15 protein-coding genes and 2 tRNA genes are annotated in these 16,565 nt (G+C 54.9%); 9 read left to right on the forward strand and 8 right to left on the reverse strand.

The window, feature by feature from the left end; genetic code table 11:
• Window positions 1–62: 62 nt before the first annotated feature.
• Window positions 63–1,223, reverse strand: a complete 1,161-nt coding sequence (locus AC6IZD_RS13030; RefSeq protein ID WP_497783748.1) for an AAA family ATPase — start codon at window positions 1,221–1,223, stop codon at window positions 63–65.
• 341 nt (window positions 1,224–1,564) lie between these two features.
• On the opposite strand from AC6IZD_RS13030, the gene AC6IZD_RS13035 reads away from it, so the two are divergent.
• From AC6IZD_RS13035 to AC6IZD_RS13050, 4 genes are all read left to right on the forward strand, one after another.
• Window positions 1,565–3,064, forward strand: coding sequence for a putative glycoside hydrolase (locus AC6IZD_RS13035; protein ID WP_497783749.1), 1,500 nt, complete (start codon window positions 1,565–1,567; stop codon window positions 3,062–3,064).
• A gap of 81 nt (window positions 3,065–3,145) precedes the next feature.
• Complete coding sequence (locus AC6IZD_RS13040) at window positions 3,146–3,694, forward strand: 2'-5' RNA ligase family protein (protein ID WP_497783750.1); 549 nt, start codon at window positions 3,146–3,148, stop codon at window positions 3,692–3,694.
• A gap of 181 nt (window positions 3,695–3,875) precedes the next feature.
• Window positions 3,876–5,150, forward strand: a complete 1,275-nt coding sequence (locus tag AC6IZD_RS13045; protein ID WP_497783751.1) for a UDP-glucose dehydrogenase family protein — start codon at window positions 3,876–3,878, stop codon at window positions 5,148–5,150.
• Between the two features lie 164 nt (window positions 5,151–5,314).
• A tRNA-His gene (locus AC6IZD_RS13050) sits at window positions 5,315–5,389 on the forward strand.
• A gap of 43 nt (window positions 5,390–5,432) precedes the next feature.
• On the opposite strand, the gene AC6IZD_RS13055 is transcribed toward AC6IZD_RS13050, so the two are convergent.
• The 3 genes from AC6IZD_RS13055 to AC6IZD_RS13065 form a co-directional block, all read right to left on the reverse strand.
• The gene (locus tag AC6IZD_RS13055) at window positions 5,433–6,410 is read right to left on the reverse strand and encodes a site-2 protease family protein (protein WP_497783752.1); all 978 of its coding nucleotides are present in this window, start codon (window positions 6,408–6,410) and stop codon (window positions 5,433–5,435) included.
• A gap of 6 nt (window positions 6,411–6,416) precedes the next feature.
• Complete coding sequence (locus AC6IZD_RS13060; protein ID WP_497783753.1) at window positions 6,417–7,142, reverse strand: hypothetical protein; 726 nt, start codon at window positions 7,140–7,142, stop codon at window positions 6,417–6,419.
• 64 nt (window positions 7,143–7,206) lie between these two features.
• Window positions 7,207–7,431 (reverse strand): FmdB family zinc ribbon protein, encoded by a 225-nt coding sequence (locus tag AC6IZD_RS13065; RefSeq protein ID WP_497783754.1) that lies wholly within the window; start codon window positions 7,429–7,431, stop codon window positions 7,207–7,209.
• 99 nt (window positions 7,432–7,530) lie between these two features.
• On the opposite strand from AC6IZD_RS13065, the gene AC6IZD_RS13070 reads away from it, so the two are divergent.
• The 3 genes from AC6IZD_RS13070 to AC6IZD_RS13080 all read left to right on the forward strand — a co-directional run bounded on the left by AC6IZD_RS13070 (window position 7,531) and on the right by AC6IZD_RS13080 (window position 9,298).
• The gene (locus tag AC6IZD_RS13070) at window positions 7,531–8,574 is read left to right on the forward strand and encodes a YheT family hydrolase (RefSeq protein ID WP_497783755.1); all 1,044 of its coding nucleotides are present in this window, start codon (window positions 7,531–7,533) and stop codon (window positions 8,572–8,574) included.
• A complete protein-coding gene (locus AC6IZD_RS13075; protein ID WP_497783756.1) occupies window positions 8,574–9,191 on the forward strand; it encodes a hypothetical protein in 618 nt (205 codons plus the stop codon). Before AC6IZD_RS13070 ends, AC6IZD_RS13075 begins: the two co-directional genes overlap by 1 nt.
• A 30-nt stretch (window positions 9,192–9,221) precedes the next feature.
• Window positions 9,222–9,298: transfer RNA gene (locus tag AC6IZD_RS13080), tRNA-Arg, on the forward strand.
• Between the two features lie 47 nt (window positions 9,299–9,345).
• Here the strand turns inward: AC6IZD_RS13080 and AC6IZD_RS13085 are convergent.
• Window positions 9,346–10,614 (reverse strand): tyrosine-type recombinase/integrase, encoded by a 1,269-nt coding sequence (locus AC6IZD_RS13085; RefSeq protein WP_497783757.1) that lies wholly within the window; start codon window positions 10,612–10,614, stop codon window positions 9,346–9,348.
• A gap of 1,076 nt (window positions 10,615–11,690) precedes the next feature.
• On the opposite strand from AC6IZD_RS13085, the gene AC6IZD_RS13090 reads away from it, so the two are divergent.
• Together AC6IZD_RS13090 and AC6IZD_RS13095 are read left to right on the forward strand one after the other, a co-directional pair.
• A complete protein-coding gene (locus tag AC6IZD_RS13090) occupies window positions 11,691–11,894 on the forward strand; it encodes a hypothetical protein (RefSeq protein WP_497783758.1) in 204 nt (67 codons plus the stop codon).
• Window positions 11,891–12,544, forward strand: a complete 654-nt coding sequence (locus AC6IZD_RS13095; protein WP_497783759.1) for a hypothetical protein — start codon at window positions 11,891–11,893, stop codon at window positions 12,542–12,544. Before AC6IZD_RS13090 ends, AC6IZD_RS13095 begins: the two co-directional genes overlap by 4 nt.
• 556 nt (window positions 12,545–13,100) lie before the next feature.
• On the opposite strand, the gene AC6IZD_RS13100 is transcribed toward AC6IZD_RS13095, so the two are convergent.
• The 3 genes from AC6IZD_RS13100 to glk form a co-directional block, all read right to left on the reverse strand.
• Window positions 13,101–13,889: a hypothetical protein gene (locus AC6IZD_RS13100; protein ID WP_497783760.1), complete on the reverse strand. Its 789-nt coding sequence runs from the start codon at window positions 13,887–13,889 to the stop codon at window positions 13,101–13,103.
• A 313-nt stretch (window positions 13,890–14,202) separates the two neighbouring features.
• The gene (nagA, locus tag AC6IZD_RS13105; RefSeq protein ID WP_497783761.1) at window positions 14,203–15,357 is read right to left on the reverse strand and encodes an N-acetylglucosamine-6-phosphate deacetylase; all 1,155 of its coding nucleotides are present in this window, start codon (window positions 15,355–15,357) and stop codon (window positions 14,203–14,205) included.
• 167 nt (window positions 15,358–15,524) lie between these two features.
• Window positions 15,525–16,523 (reverse strand): glucokinase, encoded by a 999-nt coding sequence (gene glk, locus AC6IZD_RS13110; RefSeq protein WP_497783762.1) that lies wholly within the window; start codon window positions 16,521–16,523, stop codon window positions 15,525–15,527.
• Between the last annotated feature and the right edge of the window lie 42 nt (window positions 16,524–16,565).

The raw sequence follows: 16,565 nt of genomic DNA on the forward strand, positions 1-16,565 counted from the left end.
TACAAGCAATGAGGGAATGGCATTGGCCATTCCCTCAGAACTCATGAACTTTCTGGCTCAAGCTATTTGTGCTCGAGCAATGGCCCACCGGAAGCCGCCACGTCGCGACGCGCAGGACGTCCAGCTTTGGCTACATGCTGCGAAGTAAACTCCGGTCCGTACTTTTCTAGCAGCACCGGGACAAGGGCACCCTCAGCCTCTTTCACAAACGTCATCGTACCGATTTCATTCAGATCGATGCGGATGAAGTCTCCGAGTTTGATCTGCCCCGTCGCGACTAGATTCGCCAAGGGGAACACTATGTTCTTCTCAATGGAGCGCTTTAAATGACGTGCTCCATATTTCGGGTCGGTACCCTCGCGCAGAAGAAGTTCTTTCACTTTCGGCGTGCAACTAAAGACGAACTGATTGTTGCCAGTTGCCTGTAAGATCCGCTGCTGTACAAGTCCCAACTCGATCTCGAGGATCTTTTCGAGATGATCCTGACGAAGCGTTTTGAAGACAACGACCTTGTCGATGCGGTTCATGAACTCCGGCGAGAACTTGCGCCGTGCCGCTTCGATGGCCGTACGGTTCATCTTGTCATCAATCTTGTTGTCGATTTCGCCACTGGGCTGCGCGAATCCCATGCTGCCGTTCAGTAGCTCATTCATTTCACCAGCGCCCAGGTTGGACGTCAGCACGATTAAACACTGTGATAGGTCAACACGCCGGTTGTCACCGAGCGTGAGAGTGGCCTTGTCTAGGATTCCAAGCAACAACTGCCAAAGTGCGTCACTCGCTTTTTCGATTTCGTCAAACAGTAACAGCGAGAGCTTCAGCCGGTCAGTATGCCACTGGTTCAGTGCCTCCTGCGTGAGCAGGGGGTGAGTTTCACGATGTCCCAAGTATCCTGGGGGAGATCCAATCAATTTCGCTATCTCGTGCGAATGCTGGAATTCAGCGCAGTCGATTTTTACGATCGCGCGAGGATCTCCGAAGAGCGCCTCTGCAATCGCTTCTACCACACGGGTTTTGCCCGAACCAGTTGGCCCCAGGAAGAGGAGGTTGCCAACGGGACGTCCAGGCGGATTTAATCCCGCCAGAAACATCTGGTAGATCTCTGTCACTTTTTCGACTGCATCATCCTGACCCACGATTTTGCGCCGAATGGCGTTATCAAATTCTTGGGCGTCCGCCGAGCGCCGTGTAGGGTCAAGAGCCGCATTGAGTCCGGTTTTCATAATCTTACCCTGTGTGTGAGGGAAAACCTCCGGCATTAGAGGTCGAGTTCTGAGATGGAGAAACGGGAGTTCCGCGTTGTATCTGTACTTTTCAGTGCTGAATACGTTCCCAATAAGAACCGCTGAACACTCGCCCCAAATCCACTCGTTGCTGTTGTTAGATGCAGATGCGTGCCAAAAGAATCTTTGTAGGTTTGCGTATCCGAAAGCCTCGCTCTCTGCCCCGAACACATTTGATTACCCTTGAAGGAAAAATAGTGCGGAACTCAGGTGATCTACTCTCATTGCACAACGTACTTGCGTGCTAGTATCCGGCTCAGATTCAACTCTGGATTTAGCCCATGTCTCGGAAGCAAGTCGCGCTCTCAGTTTTCACCTCGGCCGCTATTTTGATTGCGGTACTCGTTATCATCCTCAAAGTTTCGCCTCGCTCACACACCGTAAAAGCGGCCACAGTGGCGTCCGCGCCTGCAGCACCTGCTCCCGACACGAAGCCCGCCGCTGCACCGATGACGACACCTCCCGCACGAGTGGTCCCATCGGATACGCATATTCACAAGGTTGCAAAGGGTGAGAGTGTTCCCGGACTCGTTCACCACTATCTGCCGCTGACCACCTTCATGACCGGCAGCGAATTGGAAAAGGCGATTCGCGCCGCCAACCCCGACATTAAGGGCATTTGGCCGAAACCGGGCTCCGAAATCACGATTCCTTCGTATAAGGAGAACTGGTCGGAAAAGCCCGTACTTATTTCCAAGAACTTCGAAGTGCGCGCAGTGTATCTGACCGGTACTATGGCCGGAAGCGCGAAGGGTCAGGAGATCATCCGCAAGTGGCGCGAGGCCGGCGGCAACAGCGTGGTGTTCGATATTAAGGACTCGGACGGTTCGATCAGCGTTCCTACTGGCCTGCCGTTAGCACCCGATCAGAAGGGCTACCCGATCCGCAACCTGCCGAAGTTCACGGCGTTCCTGCACTCGCAGGGTATGCATGCAATCGCACGCATTGCGATCTTCCGCGATGAAGCACTGGTTGCGAAGCATCCTGAACTGGCCGTGCAGTCACGGCGCGGCGGCGCATGGCGCGAAAACGGCAAGCTCGTTTGGACAGATGCTTCGAATCCGAAGATCTGGGAATACAACATCGGACTTGCAAAGTTCGCCGCCGCTAATGGCGCGGATGAAATCCAGTTTGACTACGTCCGATTCCCTGCCGAAGGCGATCAGAAGGACGCAAAGTTTGTTTTCGAGTCGCAGCATCCTGACTGGAAGCGCGCAGACGTAATCGCTGCATTCCTTAAGAAGGCGCAATCTGAGTTGAAGCCATCTGGCGTGCTCTTCTCGCTCGATGTCTTTGGCGTGATGGCGTGGCAGCGTCCGGTCGACCTGTCGCACACCGGCCAGGACATTCCGCAGATGGCACGGTATTGCGATGTAATGTCGCCCATGATCTATCCGTCGCACTTCTACGGTATGGACGGCTATAAGCTTCCTGGCGACGCTCCAGAGCACTTCATTGGCGAGTCGATGGCACGCTTCCAGAAGGTGACGGCTGATACCGGCGTGGTCCTGCGCCCCTGGCTGCAGGCTTTTGGATGGAAGACAAAGACGTATTCGCCCGAATACATTCGTGTTCAGGTTGCAGTCGCAAAAACCAAGGGCGGCAACGGCTTCCTCTTCTGGAACGCCAATAACGACTACAGCAAGCCATACGCGGCGATGCCTGAAATGCGCCAGCAGAAGGCTAAGTACTTCCGTGGAGACGAGGTTGCAACCTATAAGGAGACTGCAGCACCAGCCAGCAGCACTCCTGATAACACCTCTCGCCCTGTTGCAAACTAGCCCAGCTTCACCGATCAGAGTGCAATTCCGGGCTGCCGGTTTGCACTCTGACCGTCCCCGCCTATAATGAACAGGTTGGCCATGACCCCCAACCAAGGTCCCATCCAATACGCGCTTGTTGCCTACGTGAGGAATGCGCTCGGGGAGTTCGTCGAAGGACTTCGCCGGGAACTCCATCCCGTACACGCGCACTTGCCTACGCATGTGACGGTGCTCCCCCCGCGCCCATTGCAGGGCACGGAAGAGGAAGCAATTGACATGCTTCGCCGCATTACGTCCACAGTCGCGCCGTTTGAGGTGGAGCTCGGTGAGGTGGAAAGCTTCCTTCCGGTTACGCCAACGGTGTTCATCCGCGTCAGCTACGCCGGGTACAGAATGCGAGAGCTACACGACCTGCTTAATCGTGACGGATTGACCTATACTGAACCGCTTCCTTATATGCCGCACGTGACCGTGGCGAAGATGGATACCAATGAGCAGGCAGAAGAAGTGCTCCGCAGCAGTAAAGAACGGTGGTCCAACTACAAGGGCTCGCACCGGATCTGCGTGAAGCACCTCACCTTCGTTCGCGGACGCGACCATACCTGGACCGATTTGGCAGGAATGGATCTAGCCGCTCCAAACCGATAAGCACCGCTACCCATAAGACGTACGACGAGTGGGACACGGCCGTACATGCCCCTCTTTCGCATTGCATATCCAGCGGGTACAAAGCTTAATAATCTCACGCTACGCTACTTGGAATCCGAACGGAGCCGCCAGCCGGGCCCGGGAGATTCGTTGGCAAAAGGGCGTTGCAGTGAGGGTCACGATGCATATCGTCGTTTACGGCGCTGGATACATTGGAACGGTTCTCTCGGCTTGCCTCGCGGATTTTGGAACGCCAATCGTTTGCTGCGACTCCGCCACCGACAAGATTCTGGGACTTGCGCAAGGGCACATACCGTTCTACGAAAAGAACCTCGAAGAGATCGTAAAGCGCAACGTCCGCGCGGGCCGACTTACGTACTCAACCGAAATCGAGGCGCAGGTATCTCGCTCGCAAGTCATTTACATCGCGCAGGACGATCCTGAACAATCCGAGGCAGTGGCGCTTCGCTTTGCTCCATGCATGCAACCCGAATCGGTGATGCTGATCTGCACGCCGACGCCGGTGGGGACAGTGACGCAAATTGCGCGCAAGATTTGCGCTCTAGGCTACGACATCACCGTCGTGGCGCATCCGCTCACGCTGACTGAAGGCTGCGCCGTCGAGGACTTCAACTGGCCGGACCGCCTGCTGTTCGGCACCAGCCGCCCCCAGGTCATCTCAACGCTGAAAGTAATTTATCGGCCATTGGTGATGCGGGGCACGCCAGTCATCGTCACGAATCCTGAAACAGCGGAGTTGGTGCGCGAGGCAGCTACAGCGTTCATCGCCACGAAGATCTCGTTCATCAACGAAATGGCATCTCTCTGCGAACACGTCAATGCCGATGCGCTCGATCTCTCGCTGGCACTAGGCTTGGATAAACGAATTGCGCCGCGCTGTCTTCAGGCGGGCGTAGGACTGGGTGGAACGTACGTTGAGAGCGACATTTCAAGCCTCAGCTCGCTCGCACAGCGCAAGGGAGTGCAACTGCAAATGCTTGAGGCGGCACAGACCGTAAGCCGACAGCATGCAGAGCGCACATTGCGGATCATTTCCGGAGTTCTGCCAACGTTGCGCGACAAGCGCCTCGGATTGCTCGGCCTTGCAATAAAACCCCACACCAGCTCCGTTGCCGGCTCCGCCTCAGTGGCACTTGCTCGCCAACTGGTGGAAAACGGCGCAGTCGTTCGCGCATACGACCCGTTTGCAATGTCACATGCTGAACGCGAACTCGATACGGCAGTGTCCTTCTGCGATTCACCGTACAAAGCTGCCGAAGGAGTGGACGCACTGATTGTTGGCACCGGATGGCCGGAGTTCCGCAGCCTTGATTTCGTCAGGATGAAGCCAACACTTCGTCGCCCTCTCATCGTGGACACGAAGAACCTGCTCGATCCCGAAAAGCTTCGCGGCTTGGGATACGAGTACATGGGAATCGGCAGAATGCATTCTTAACCTGTGCGCTGTTAGGCCCTAATAAATATGGAACGACCTGAAGCATTGGCCCGGAGCAATCCGGGCCCTTTTTCTATGGTTGAGAACTGCTCTTTTCCACAACACGCTTTCAGCACGCGGTATTAGGACCAATCGCGTCTGCTATAATCAATTTCGGTTCCATGGTGGGTATAGTTCAATGGTGGAACGCCGGTCTGTGGCACCGGATGCTGTGGGTTCGAGTCCCACTACCCACCCCAAGAGATATTTGAAAGCCTGCAACTTAGCAGGCTTTTCCTTTTTCTATATCCGCGTGAGCGGAGTAGCATGCAACAGCCATGCAAGCACGGTCAGAAGCCCCGCGTAATACAGTTGGACCGTGATAGATCCATCCTCAGGGTTGTCCTTTTGAAACGCTTGCCATGCGAAACCTGCAGCGACGAAGAGCAATGAGGCTTCACCTACCCACCAGAACAGCAAAAGGCTGAACACCAGCAAACTGCCTCGTCCGACCCTGTCCAGTGGGCGAACGGCCCCCGCCCCATCCAGTATCCAGACGGGAATCAGGTTCAGCAGGTTCAACCATCCTCCGGTATGTGCCAGAGCGGCCCACAGCGGGTTCTGAGTACGCCAGAAGATCAGCGCGGCTACAAGCGCGGCAAGGGTTCCGGCGGCGGGACCGGCCAGAGACACAAGAGCCCGCACCTCGGTCGAGACGCCGAGAGCCTGCCATTTAACATAGGCTCCCAGACCGGGGAGGAACACTGGCATTTCGGCAGGCAATCCTCTTCGCTTCACCTCCGCGAAGTGCCCCATCTCGTGAAGGAGGATCATCACTGCAAAGCCAACACCGAACCAAGCGCCGTACAGCGCCCAATACACTCCGAGGAAGGCGACGAAGCTGAACAGAAACTTCATCTTGAACAGCGCGAACAGCAGCGTCTTGCCTTTCGCCAGAAGCACCGCAATCGGAGCCAAGGGCCCTAACCGCTTTGCCCAAGAGTTTGATTTGGAGCGAGGTTTTTCGGTTCCAGGACTCTGCTGAAGAACCTGAATGCGGTTCTCGATCCACTGCGCCTGCTTCGAGTCCGAGGGCAAAAGGTGCCATGCACGCTGCCACAGGTCGCGAGCCTGCAAGAAGTTTCCCTGCTGCTCTAGCTCAAGAGCCTGCGTGCGCAGTTGTTCGAGTTCCGCGGCATACACCAGCGCGTTGCACTGCGGACAAACCTTGTCGCCAGGCTGCAAGGGCCCGAAACACCGATTGCATTTCAACTCTGACATGAATCTTTAGTATGGTCCTTCGACGGCAGGCATCGCTGGACCTGCCGCGATCTGCCAAGCGATGCGCATGCCCACGGACAATATGAGGACGCCGATGATCCCGTTTATTGGACTGCTGATCAGTGAAAGAAACGGCGATGCCAGCCCGTATAGCACAAGCATTCCCAACAAAACGCCTGCCCGGCCCAACGTGAATTTCTGCGCTAGATTGCCGCCACGAGACTGCGCAGGAGATGTCTGGTTGCCATCGATGTTCTGCGTCTGCACCTGCGCGGTATGCGGTTTGGCGTGCACATACTGCGCGATGGCAATCGGAATAGCCGAAACGGACACCGCCGCATAGGTCAACACAAGAGCTGCCCACTGGTAGCGTCGGCCTCCGATGTTCCGCGAACCTTTCATCATCGCCCTGCCGACAAGCCACCCGACCGCTAGCGAAACGAAGCCGATCTCGACATGGAACAGAATGCCGATAGCCGCGTACAGAATGAGTCCGAGCAGAGCTCCGCCAACGCCGAACAACATGGCGCGGGAGAACGCTGCATGCGTGTCTTTGGGCAACTGCGACCTCACGCGCTCCGAACATGGTCCGCAAGCGCGCGAGCCGTTGATGCGGTAGTAGGTATCGGCAATTGGCTGGCGACAGATGCAGCACGCATTTTCCGCAGGCTGCTCATGGAATTCGGCGGTATCGAATTGCGGTACGTGCTGCGAATCATTTGTCTCTGTCATTGGCGAACGCTAACACACCCCGGAGCACAGGAAAACCGAAATCCGCTTCTGGAGCAGGTGATGATTAGTTCATCCCGCAGCCACCGCCGCCACAGGAACCTGCAGGCATGCCGCAGGGCATCTTGGGCAGCGAACTGGACGAACGATCCGTACCATGCGCCGCAAACGTCGAGAGCTGCTGTTCGAGGTCCGTGCTCTTACAATCCGGACACTCCGACTGCTTAGAACCATAGACAATCGCTTCGAACTTCTTCCCGCAACCCTTGCAAACGTATTCAAAAATGGGCATAACGACCTCCGCGACACCGCTATGCATGTGGGCAGGCCACCCGCTGCGGCGAAACTGATACATTCATTATACGGGCGCTGCGCACCCAAAAAGATATCCATGTCTAGTAAGGAAATTGCTCAACCCGCAAACTTCGCCGGCATCACCAGTGACTTCGTACCCCGCCATTTTCTGCGCGGAGGTCACATCCAGACCATCGCCGGGAACTTCATGCGCCGCATCGACCAACTGCCCGCGCCTGAGGAGCGCCTGTTCCAAATCGAGCAGGACGTTCAGATCATGTGCCATTGTCACTGGCATCCCGATCGACAGCAACGCCTGACGCTAATGATCGTTCATGGCCTCGAAGGCTCCAGCAAGTCTGGGTATGTGATTGGTACCGCTAACCGCGCCTGGGCCGCAGGCTGGAACATCGTTAGGATGAACATCCGAGGGTGTGGCGGTACTGAGCACCTTTCTGCGACGCTTTATCACTCTGGCCTGTCGCAGGATGTCGAAAAGCTCGTCACAGAAATGATCGCCGCGGACGGACTGGAGCGTGTCGCGCTCGTCGGATTCTCCATGGGAGGCAACCAAGTCCTTCGCGCGGTCGGAAAATGGGGCACCGACACTCCGCCACAGGTAGTCGCTGCCGCCACTGTTTCTCCAGCGTGCGACCTTTCACTTTCGTCCGACCGCATTCATGCTGCCGACAACTGGCTTTACGAATGGTGGTTTCTGAAATCGCTGCGTCGCAGTTTTCGCCGCAAATCAGCCATGTGGCCAGGCCAATACGACGTGAGTCTGCTGAAAAACGTGCATTCCGTTCGCGACTTCGATGACCACATCACAGCAAGGTACATGGGATTCACGGGTGCTGACGACTACTATGACAACGCCAGTTCATCTCACGTGGTCGACCGGATCGCCATTCCAACGCTCGTCATCCATGCCGAAGATGATCCGTTCGTGGTCATCTCGAATGAAACACGGCGCAAATTGAACCAGAATCCCAACGTTACGTTCCTAGTCACGGAACACGGAGGCCATTGCGCTTTTGTCGCACAACCGAATGGGCATGGCGATGACGGGCGCTGGGCCGAACGCAAGGTAGTCGAATTCCTGGCGCGGGTCGAACGCCGCAATTCGCAGCAAGAGCGTTAATGGACGCAGACAGCAGCATTGAAGTCGGCCCTTCTGCACCCGCCCTGGAACTTCCATGGGCAGATCCCGACGGCCGCGTTGCGTACTTCGATCTGCGCCGAGATCCAAAAGCTCTTGAAGAGAAACTCAGCCTCGTTCCTGAGGCACAACAGTTCCCTGCTCTGCGCGACTTCCTCAAGACCGTAAACTCCCCACAGTCACCGTGGCAAACCGCCAAATGCGACGTCTGGTGTGAGGAGTGTGATCCCGCAGAAAACCTCTACTGTGCCAGTTTCGCCCAGAGCTCTTACGTTGACGTTGTTCTGGCCGAGAGCTTCAGAGCCGAGCGAGACGACCTGAAACTACATCAGCATCTGGCACAAGTGCTCGCCAAGAAACTCGAAGAAGACGAAGACTTGGCGGCCTCGGCAGAGATCGTTCTGCGGCGCTGCTATTTCCACCCGGACACGACGCCGGAAGCCATGAACGAATCCGAGACTGGCTATTGCCTTACACTATTCATTACCGGATACGGGACCTCCAGCGATGAAGCATCAAGGAATTGGGACCGCGCAATAGCCTTCACCTGCTCGTGCTTACTCGCACTACCCCTGCACGAATCGCCGGAACTCAGCTAGAATGATTTCGGGCGCCAGCCCATTCAAGATGGGAGCGTAGCTCAGCTGGATAGAGCATCTGCCTTCTAAGCAGAGGGTCGCAGGTTCGAATCCTGCCGCTCCTACCATTAACTCTTATTTTTCCAGATACTTAGAAGGAATCGCCAAACAGGGCTTATTGCTTCAATCGGGGAGTGTGCCCAGTCTTGTGCCCACTCAGCCGAGAAAAGGCATCCATAACGGCATTCTCGGACGGATGAACATAGCGCTGGGAAATGGTGATGCTGGAATGTCCAGCGATACGCGCCAGCGTCCAAGCATCGCACCCAGACTCACCCAAGCGGGTTAGGAACGTGTGACGGAAGCTGTAAAGCACCCAAGGCTTGATGGGCTTCTGCTTCTCCTCTTCGCGCGTGATTGTCTTGTTTTCCTCCGCAATGGCCTTGTTCACCGTTGCGAACGTGCCAGCGTGTTTCTTCTTGAGACTGCTGGATTCGATATGCCCGCTCTTTGTGGGAGCAGTCCACACCCAGCCCTCATCCGGCTTCTTAGCCTTCTCCCAGCGCGCGTCTAGGACAGTCCGAACCCTCGGAGTCATAGGAATGAGACGGCGGGCCGCAGCGGTCTTTCCGTGCGTAACCAGCAGTGTTCCGAATCTGCCATTCGCCCAAGTGAGGGACTCCCAGCGAAGCCGAAAGCATTCCTCTGGGCGCATCCCCGTATCGACTAAGACAGTCGCAACATCGGCAAGCAGAGCAGGGGCAGCGGAGAGATAGCGGGCTTCTTCCTTGTCGCTGATAACCCGCTCTCTGTGACGCTCTCCCCGTAGCATCTGAACCTTTGGCGCAACCTTCGTTGCTCCCCATGCGACAGCCATTTTCAGAGTGCGACGAAGGACTCTTAGGCACGCATTGATAGAACTGGGCTGCAATCCCTGTGTTTGCCGATGCGCGGCAAACTCCGCAATCTTCTCTCCGGTGATTTCATCAAGTGAGCAGTCGGCAAGACTTGCATAGCCCTTGATGGCTTTCAGGCTTGTCCTATACCAGCCCTGCCAAGTCTTAGGTGAAGCAATCTCGAACTGAGCACGCGCCCACGGTTCAAACTGACGATCAATGAAATCCTTGAGCGTGGTTGAACCTTCATGGCGATGCTGCCAATTGCCCTCGCACTCATGCGAGCAGAAAACACACTGCTTGCTCTTGCCGATGGCTCGCGTTTCATCAAACCACTTGCCGCATTCCACGCAGCGGGCCACTCGCTCACAGTCAAGTTGCTTCTTTGCTGTTTCGCGTTCCGCTTGCTCACGCGCCAGTCCAGCGCGCCTTTCTGCTTCCATGTTGCGCGCCTTCTTGTCGTTTCCCTGCTTTGTGGACTCGCGAATCATCTCGCCATGCCACATGAACTTGTACCAGTAGATTCCTCCTCGCTTGTAGATGCTCATTTCTTTCTCCGTTCCTTGGCTTTGTGTTTCGGGTGTTTGCGGTAGTCACGCATCGCTTCAGCTTTCTCTTCCGCTGTTCGCTTGCTTTGAAAATGGGCCGATCTGCACCTATCTGAGCAGTAACAGCTCTCTCTCTGTCGCTCCGGCAATTTGAATTTGCCGCAACCGGGGTTATCGCAGATGCGAATTGGGAGAGCGTCCGTTAATTGGAGTTCGTCCTCTTGGAATTTCAGAATTTGGTCCCGCAAGAATGTACAGATTGGACTCATCACTGATTGGCAGTAGCTAATGCTCGGAAAGAAGAAAACTGGATAGCCGCTCTCTCCAACTTCGTCGAACTCTTCGTTCGCGTCCATTGACCACGAGATCCCATCGCATCCTTCCTTTAGGAATTTGACTGCTCGCACGGCAAGTTCGCGATTCTGTTTAGGTGCGCACATCCAGAGAAGCAGATTCCTAAAGTCCGAATGGTAGTGCAACGCCCAAAAGCGAAGGCTCTCCTCCAGTTGTTTCCGACCTTCTCTTTTCGCATTGCGCCGAACTTCTTCAATCTCCTCCCAATGGAAACCCACACTTTGTGCACCTAAGCTGCGGTCAACGAGCGCCTTGACACCTTCGAGAGAGGAATCTGAAAGTGTGAAATCCGCATTTGCGTAATCGACGATATCCCGCCAGATCAAACGTTCGCGTTCAGAAGCGCGTTGTTTCGTTAATCCCCTCAAGCGACCCTCCTAACGTTAAGCACTTCAAAAGCACTCTATACAGTAATAACGATAACGTATTGCTTATCGTTAAGATGGATGCTAGCGTTGTTGTGCTGAGTTGTCAATTCAAATCTGGAGGAGGGAACAAATGGATCGGCTCTTGTCTATTGAGGACGCCGCAAAAGCGCTTGGTGGAATTTCAACTTGGACTGTTCACGGATGGTGCAGTAAGGGGCATCCGACCTTTGGACGTTTGCAGCGCACGAAAGTAGGAAACCGCACAATGCTGCGTGAAAGCGAATTGGAGCGGTTCATAGCGTTGTGCAATCAGCAGCCCAAGACAAGCGAACCAAGCGGAGAGGAGCGCTGCCAATGATCGACGAGGAGCGGGCACGCGAATGGGAGAAGCGGGCACTTGGAATCTTGGTGCGCGATCACGGAACGAACGAGGAAAGCGCATATGTCGCTTCTGCTTTGCTCGCCATGATTACAGACTGGCGGAACAGAAACCGGTGCGACGAAACGCGAGTTCTCCATGAGCTTCAGACTGTGCCGGAAGGCGAGGACGGGCAATGAGCATCAGAATCATTCAGCAGTTATTAAAGATTGAACTGCCGAAGTGCGAAAAGGCGGTAGCGATTGCGTTGGCATCGCATTTGAGCGACAAAAGACCACAGGACGGAGCGTGGCCCAGTCAGAAACGCTTGCAGGCTATGACGGGATGGGGGGAGCGTTCTATTCAGTACGCTCTGCACGACTTGCAAGAGTCCGGCATTGTAGAGCGCATTCGATGGAAGCCAGTTGCCGGAATCTCGATGCCTGTCTATGCCGTTCACCCAGAGCGCGGGTCGATTCACCCGTACTTCATCGAACCAGAGGACGAAAGCCCGCCGCAAAGTGAGTTGCCCTTCGCGGCTGAGGGCGCAAGCTGTGCGGATACTCCCGCAAGGGATGCGGAGGGTGCCGCACGCCAGAACGTCACACCCCGCACAGGATGCACCCAATCAACCCGTAATCAGGTTCTGAATAAGTCAGAGAACAGTGCTGCGCCGCAAAACGATTTTGAAGATGAAAAGCACGGAGAGATGACAGACGAAAGATTCCTCGCATTCAAGAAGCGTATGCGTAGAATTGCACTCGATAAGTTCGGCACCTGTGAGGAGCTAGATCACCCAGTCTGGGAAGAATTGAGAGCGAAGTTCTTCCCACCAGATTGGAGAGGGTAGCCTATGAGCGGAGTTCGGCAGAGGTACCCTTTCTCTCTCCGTTGGGGGGCAGTCGGGGGAAAGCCCCCTTCTGCCTCCGCTGCCCGCCCTAGGTAGTCAGAGTCAACGAGCCTTAGTGTTTAGGTCTTTGCAATGTTTGCACAATCTATATCCAGCAGTTCCTGGGCGACGCTCTCTTCTGGGGATATCTTGTCCGGGTGCGCATTTGTTGTTGTTGTGATAAACGCGATCTGCGGCTGTTTTTTTCACTTCATTGATGGAGTTGAAAGGGTTGATCGTCACTGGGCCATTCTCCGTGTTTACGTGTTGGATTCTCTAGAGCATCGCGCATTAAATGGACGCCACTTTAGCGCCTTATAAGTGGCTGTTAAGATCCATTTGGACGCCAGATAACGCGCACATCACAACCACAACGAGGGTGAAATACAAGCACTTACTCACTGATTTAGCGGGGGCATTCAGATTTCAAGCCCCCCGGCGTCGCTTCGAGCTGCAGAAAACTCGCGGAACGCAGATGCGTGTAGATTGATATTCTCCATACGCATCTAGAAAATGCTCACTTCAATGGCAAAGCTCCTCCGCTATTCCCCGTAGTTGGGTCAAAGAGATATAGCACCTCAGTTCCCGGCAGTTGTGGAGGATAGAAAGCGACGGTGCTCCCAAACGTTCCAGACATTAGAAACGCGTATCCAGTCTGGGTACCCTGCATTCCGAATGCCTGTGGACTAGGATTCACACTTGGAGCACAGCTATATTGCCCGGAGAAAGTGGCATTTGAAGTCTGAGAGACGAGAATCCCTGTGTCTATTTTCTGGTAAGGACAGGAAACACCAAGGGGAAAATTTCCAAAACTGTTATCGTCGGTCGTACCGCTAAAGGTGGTGGACGGAATATTCCCAACAGGCGCAGCCGTGAACGTGCCTGCCACAAGTCCGGGCGTAGTCGTCGAGAACGTGCCAGTGAATGAACTGCCTGAAACGCTACCTTTGAACTGACAATTTCCCATTGTTAGCGAAACGGATTGACCACTCACGGACGCCGTCACTGTTTGCTGAGGTGAGTAAACCCCCGAACACGGCGATCCGGCGGTATAGTACAAACCCGGAACGTTGTACATAAATGCAAATGCGCTTGTCACTACGTTCTGCGAATTGAAATGTGCCTCAACGACAATTTGAATGGGATCTGTCGGCGTGCCTGACTGGGTGGCGACAATATGCCAATCGCCTGCGAGTGATACCGTTTGCGGGGGCGGCGTCGAGCTTGAGCTGCTGCCGCCACCACCGCAACCGATTCCGAGTAGGGTACTGACCAAAGCGAACGCGAGAAGGTGGAAGCGTTTCAAGATATCCCTTCCTATAGGCAAACGAGATATATGCGGGGGGTAGCTGGAGGACCAGCCGCGCCGATAATCGTATGTCTCTGATTAAGGGATGTCCAGCAACAAACACTCTTTCCGCCTTTAGACTGTGCCCAGTTCTGTGCCCAGTGGCGGGTTGTTTTCGCTCGTATCCTTAAAAACGAAAGAGTGAGAAACCCGCATAAATACAGGGGAATCTCACTCTGGCAAAACCTAGCTAAACTGTTGATTCTTCGTGCGGCAATTCCTTCTAAGCAGAGGGTCGCAGGTTCGAGTCCTGCCGCTCCTACCATAAAACTCAAGAGATCGCAGCCTGGCCTGCGACGAAGTTCTGGAGCACATTTCCGGAAGGCGAAAGCACTGCGAGGTCAGCGCGTCCTCCTGTACGCAATCTGCCCACCGTTTCGTCTCCAAGTACATTGGCCGGATTTGTGCTGGCCAGCCGTGCGCACGTATTCAGGGGCCATCCAGAGAATTCCATCACGTTTCGAACTGCTTTATCAAGGGTCAGCACACTTCCTGCGAGATGACCTTCGGATTCGGCGCGCGAGCCCTCGACGATGACCTCAAATGTCCCGAGTTGGAACCGGCCATTACCCATGCCTGTAGCCGATATTGCATCTGTTACAAGCACAGCCCTATCAGACCCCTTGCACTGCAGGAAGATCTTGATGACACGTGGATCGACATGGACTCCATCGGCGATTATTTCGGCCGAAAGTTGTGCATTGCTTAGCGCCTCGCCCAACACTCCGGGCGAACGGTGGTTGAGCGGTCGCATGGCATTGAATGTGTGGGTGACATGGGTTGCCCCAGCAGCGATAGCGGCCTTCGCATCTTCTGCTTCTCCGTCCGTGTGCCCGATGGAAATTTTCACGCCGCGGCGAACCGCCTCACGGATCACATCGAGGGCTCCCGGAAGTTCCGGTGCAATAGTGATCAGCCGAAGGTATCCATCTGCAGCACGATACACGCGATCGAAGAATTCGAGGGAGGGGTTCAGGATGTTGGCCGCAGGATGCACGCCTCGGCGCTGCTGGCTGATGCAGGGACCCTCCAGGTGAATTCCAATGGGGCGAGCCCCTTCCGCGAAGTTCCAGTGCCGAATCTGCACAGCAATTTTCTCTACGGACGATACAAGTGCATCGGTTTCGGCTGTTACCGTAGTGGCGAGAAATGCAGCGACCCCCTTGGAGGAAAGGAATGCAGACATCTCCTTCAGCCCACTGTCACTGGTCTGCATCACATCGTATCCAGCAGCCCCATGAATATGAATGTCAACGAATCCTGGAACAAGAACAGCACCCGGAAAATCCAAGTGTCTGGCCCCCGCAGGAATCGGATGTGAATCCCGCGAAGTAATAGAGAGAATATATCCGTCTTCGACTAGGACTAGAGGCGATTGGATATGTTCTGGAGAATACAGTTCTGTTGCCGTGATTGCATCGATCATGATTTGCCTTACTATTCCAAACTAATGCAGCGATTGTGGTCAAAAACATTATTCAACAAATGAGAAAAGAGGAATTGCAGCAGAAGCGTAACGCTGGGCATGAACGAGGCCCGATTGAAGCTGCTTTTACGGCCTGCACTCCGGCATCGCCGTGTGCGGGAACTCTCTCACCCAACCTCTAGGCAAGCTTTGTGCTTAACGCACTGCATCGCCAGTCGCGCTGCGCCGAACAATGCTGTGCGTTCCTCCAGGATGATCTTCACTGGAAACTGCGACATCAGTTCAGACATGCCATCCTTTTGACGGAAGGCTTGCATAAATATGCCATTCTGCATGGGCAGGCGCAGCTTCGCCGCGATACCACCACCGACATAGATTCCGCCGAGCGCCATTGCACGAAGCGCAATATTGCCCGCTTCTGCACCGTAAACAGCAAGAAACACGTCGAGCGCTCGTTGGCACAGTTCGCAATCATTTCGTTCTGCGGCGGCAGCAATTGCGCCTGCCTTGTCCTCGCTGCTCGCTATTTCAACTTCGGCGGCACAGGTTCCATGGCCCTTCGTTTCGCGTAGAAACTCGTAGATATTCACCAATCCTGGGCCTGAAAGCAATCTCTCTACGCTGACCGAGGGCGCCCGCCGCGACATCCACTTGTAGATTTCAGCCTGCAGTTCATCTTGTGGCGCGAAGCCCGCCATTCCGCCTTCGCTGTCCATTGCAACGTGCTTGTATCCGTCCCAATAGAGAATACATTCGCCCAAGCCTGTGCCTGCCGCGATCAGGCCCGCATGACCTTTGCGGCCCGCGACTCCATGTTGCAGTGTTACGAACTGCTCTTCATCTATATCCGACACTCCGGTTCCGGTTGCCACAAGGTCATTGCACAAACGACAAGGAAATCCGAGATCGCACTCCAGTTCGGCGCAGTCAACGGTCCAGGCGACATTCGCCATGATCGCCCTACCATCAACGACCGCACCGGGGACTCCGAACGCACTCGCACTCACACGGCTGGCCTCAGGTAGAAACTGGCGCACCATTGCGACCAACGATGGAAATTGCTTCGTGCAGTAGCGTTCAATCTTCAGAAGACGCGGACGTGGTTCTGCTTCATCGAATAGTCCGAGGTAAGTCTTGGTGCCTCCGATATCGCCCGCCAAAATCATTCAAGAACTCCAAATTGTTACAGCAAATTTCTGAACTTCATC

Source organism: Koromonas humicola, from assembly GCF_059726255.1.

Excerpts from the sequence above, each read along its gene's own strand:
- AC6IZD_RS13030 (WP_497783748.1), bottom strand. The coding sequence starts at position 1,223 with ATGAAAACCGGACTCAATGCGGCTCTTGACCCTACACGGCGCTCGGCG.
- AC6IZD_RS13040 (WP_497783750.1), top strand. The coding sequence starts at position 3,146 with ATGACCCCCAACCAAGGTCCCATCCAATACGCGCTTGTTGCCTACGTG.
- AC6IZD_RS13095 (WP_497783759.1), top strand. The coding sequence starts at position 11,891 with ATGAGCATCAGAATCATTCAGCAGTTATTAAAGATTGAACTGCCGAAG.
- AC6IZD_RS13085 (WP_497783757.1), bottom strand. The coding sequence starts at position 10,614 with ATGAGCATCTACAAGCGAGGAGGAATCTACTGGTACAAGTTCATGTGG.
- AC6IZD_RS13090 (WP_497783758.1), top strand. The coding sequence starts at position 11,691 with ATGATCGACGAGGAGCGGGCACGCGAATGGGAGAAGCGGGCACTTGGA.
- AC6IZD_RS13060 (WP_497783753.1), bottom strand. The coding sequence starts at position 7,142 with ATGACAGAGACAAATGATTCGCAGCACGTACCGCAATTCGATACCGCC.
- AC6IZD_RS13070 (WP_497783755.1), top strand. The coding sequence starts at position 7,531 with ATGTCTAGTAAGGAAATTGCTCAACCCGCAAACTTCGCCGGCATCACC.
- AC6IZD_RS13045 (WP_497783751.1), top strand. The coding sequence starts at position 3,876 with ATGCATATCGTCGTTTACGGCGCTGGATACATTGGAACGGTTCTCTCG.
- AC6IZD_RS13075 (WP_497783756.1), top strand. The coding sequence starts at position 8,574 with ATGGACGCAGACAGCAGCATTGAAGTCGGCCCTTCTGCACCCGCCCTG.
- AC6IZD_RS13035 (WP_497783749.1), top strand. The coding sequence starts at position 1,565 with ATGTCTCGGAAGCAAGTCGCGCTCTCAGTTTTCACCTCGGCCGCTATT.
- glk (WP_497783762.1), bottom strand. The coding sequence starts at position 16,523 with ATGATTTTGGCGGGCGATATCGGAGGCACCAAGACTTACCTCGGACTA.
- AC6IZD_RS13065 (WP_497783754.1), bottom strand. The coding sequence starts at position 7,431 with ATGCCCATTTTTGAATACGTTTGCAAGGGTTGCGGGAAGAAGTTCGAA.
- AC6IZD_RS13055 (WP_497783752.1), bottom strand. The coding sequence starts at position 6,410 with ATGTCAGAGTTGAAATGCAATCGGTGTTTCGGGCCCTTGCAGCCTGGC.
- nagA (WP_497783761.1), bottom strand. The coding sequence starts at position 15,357 with ATGATCGATGCAATCACGGCAACAGAACTGTATTCTCCAGAACATATC.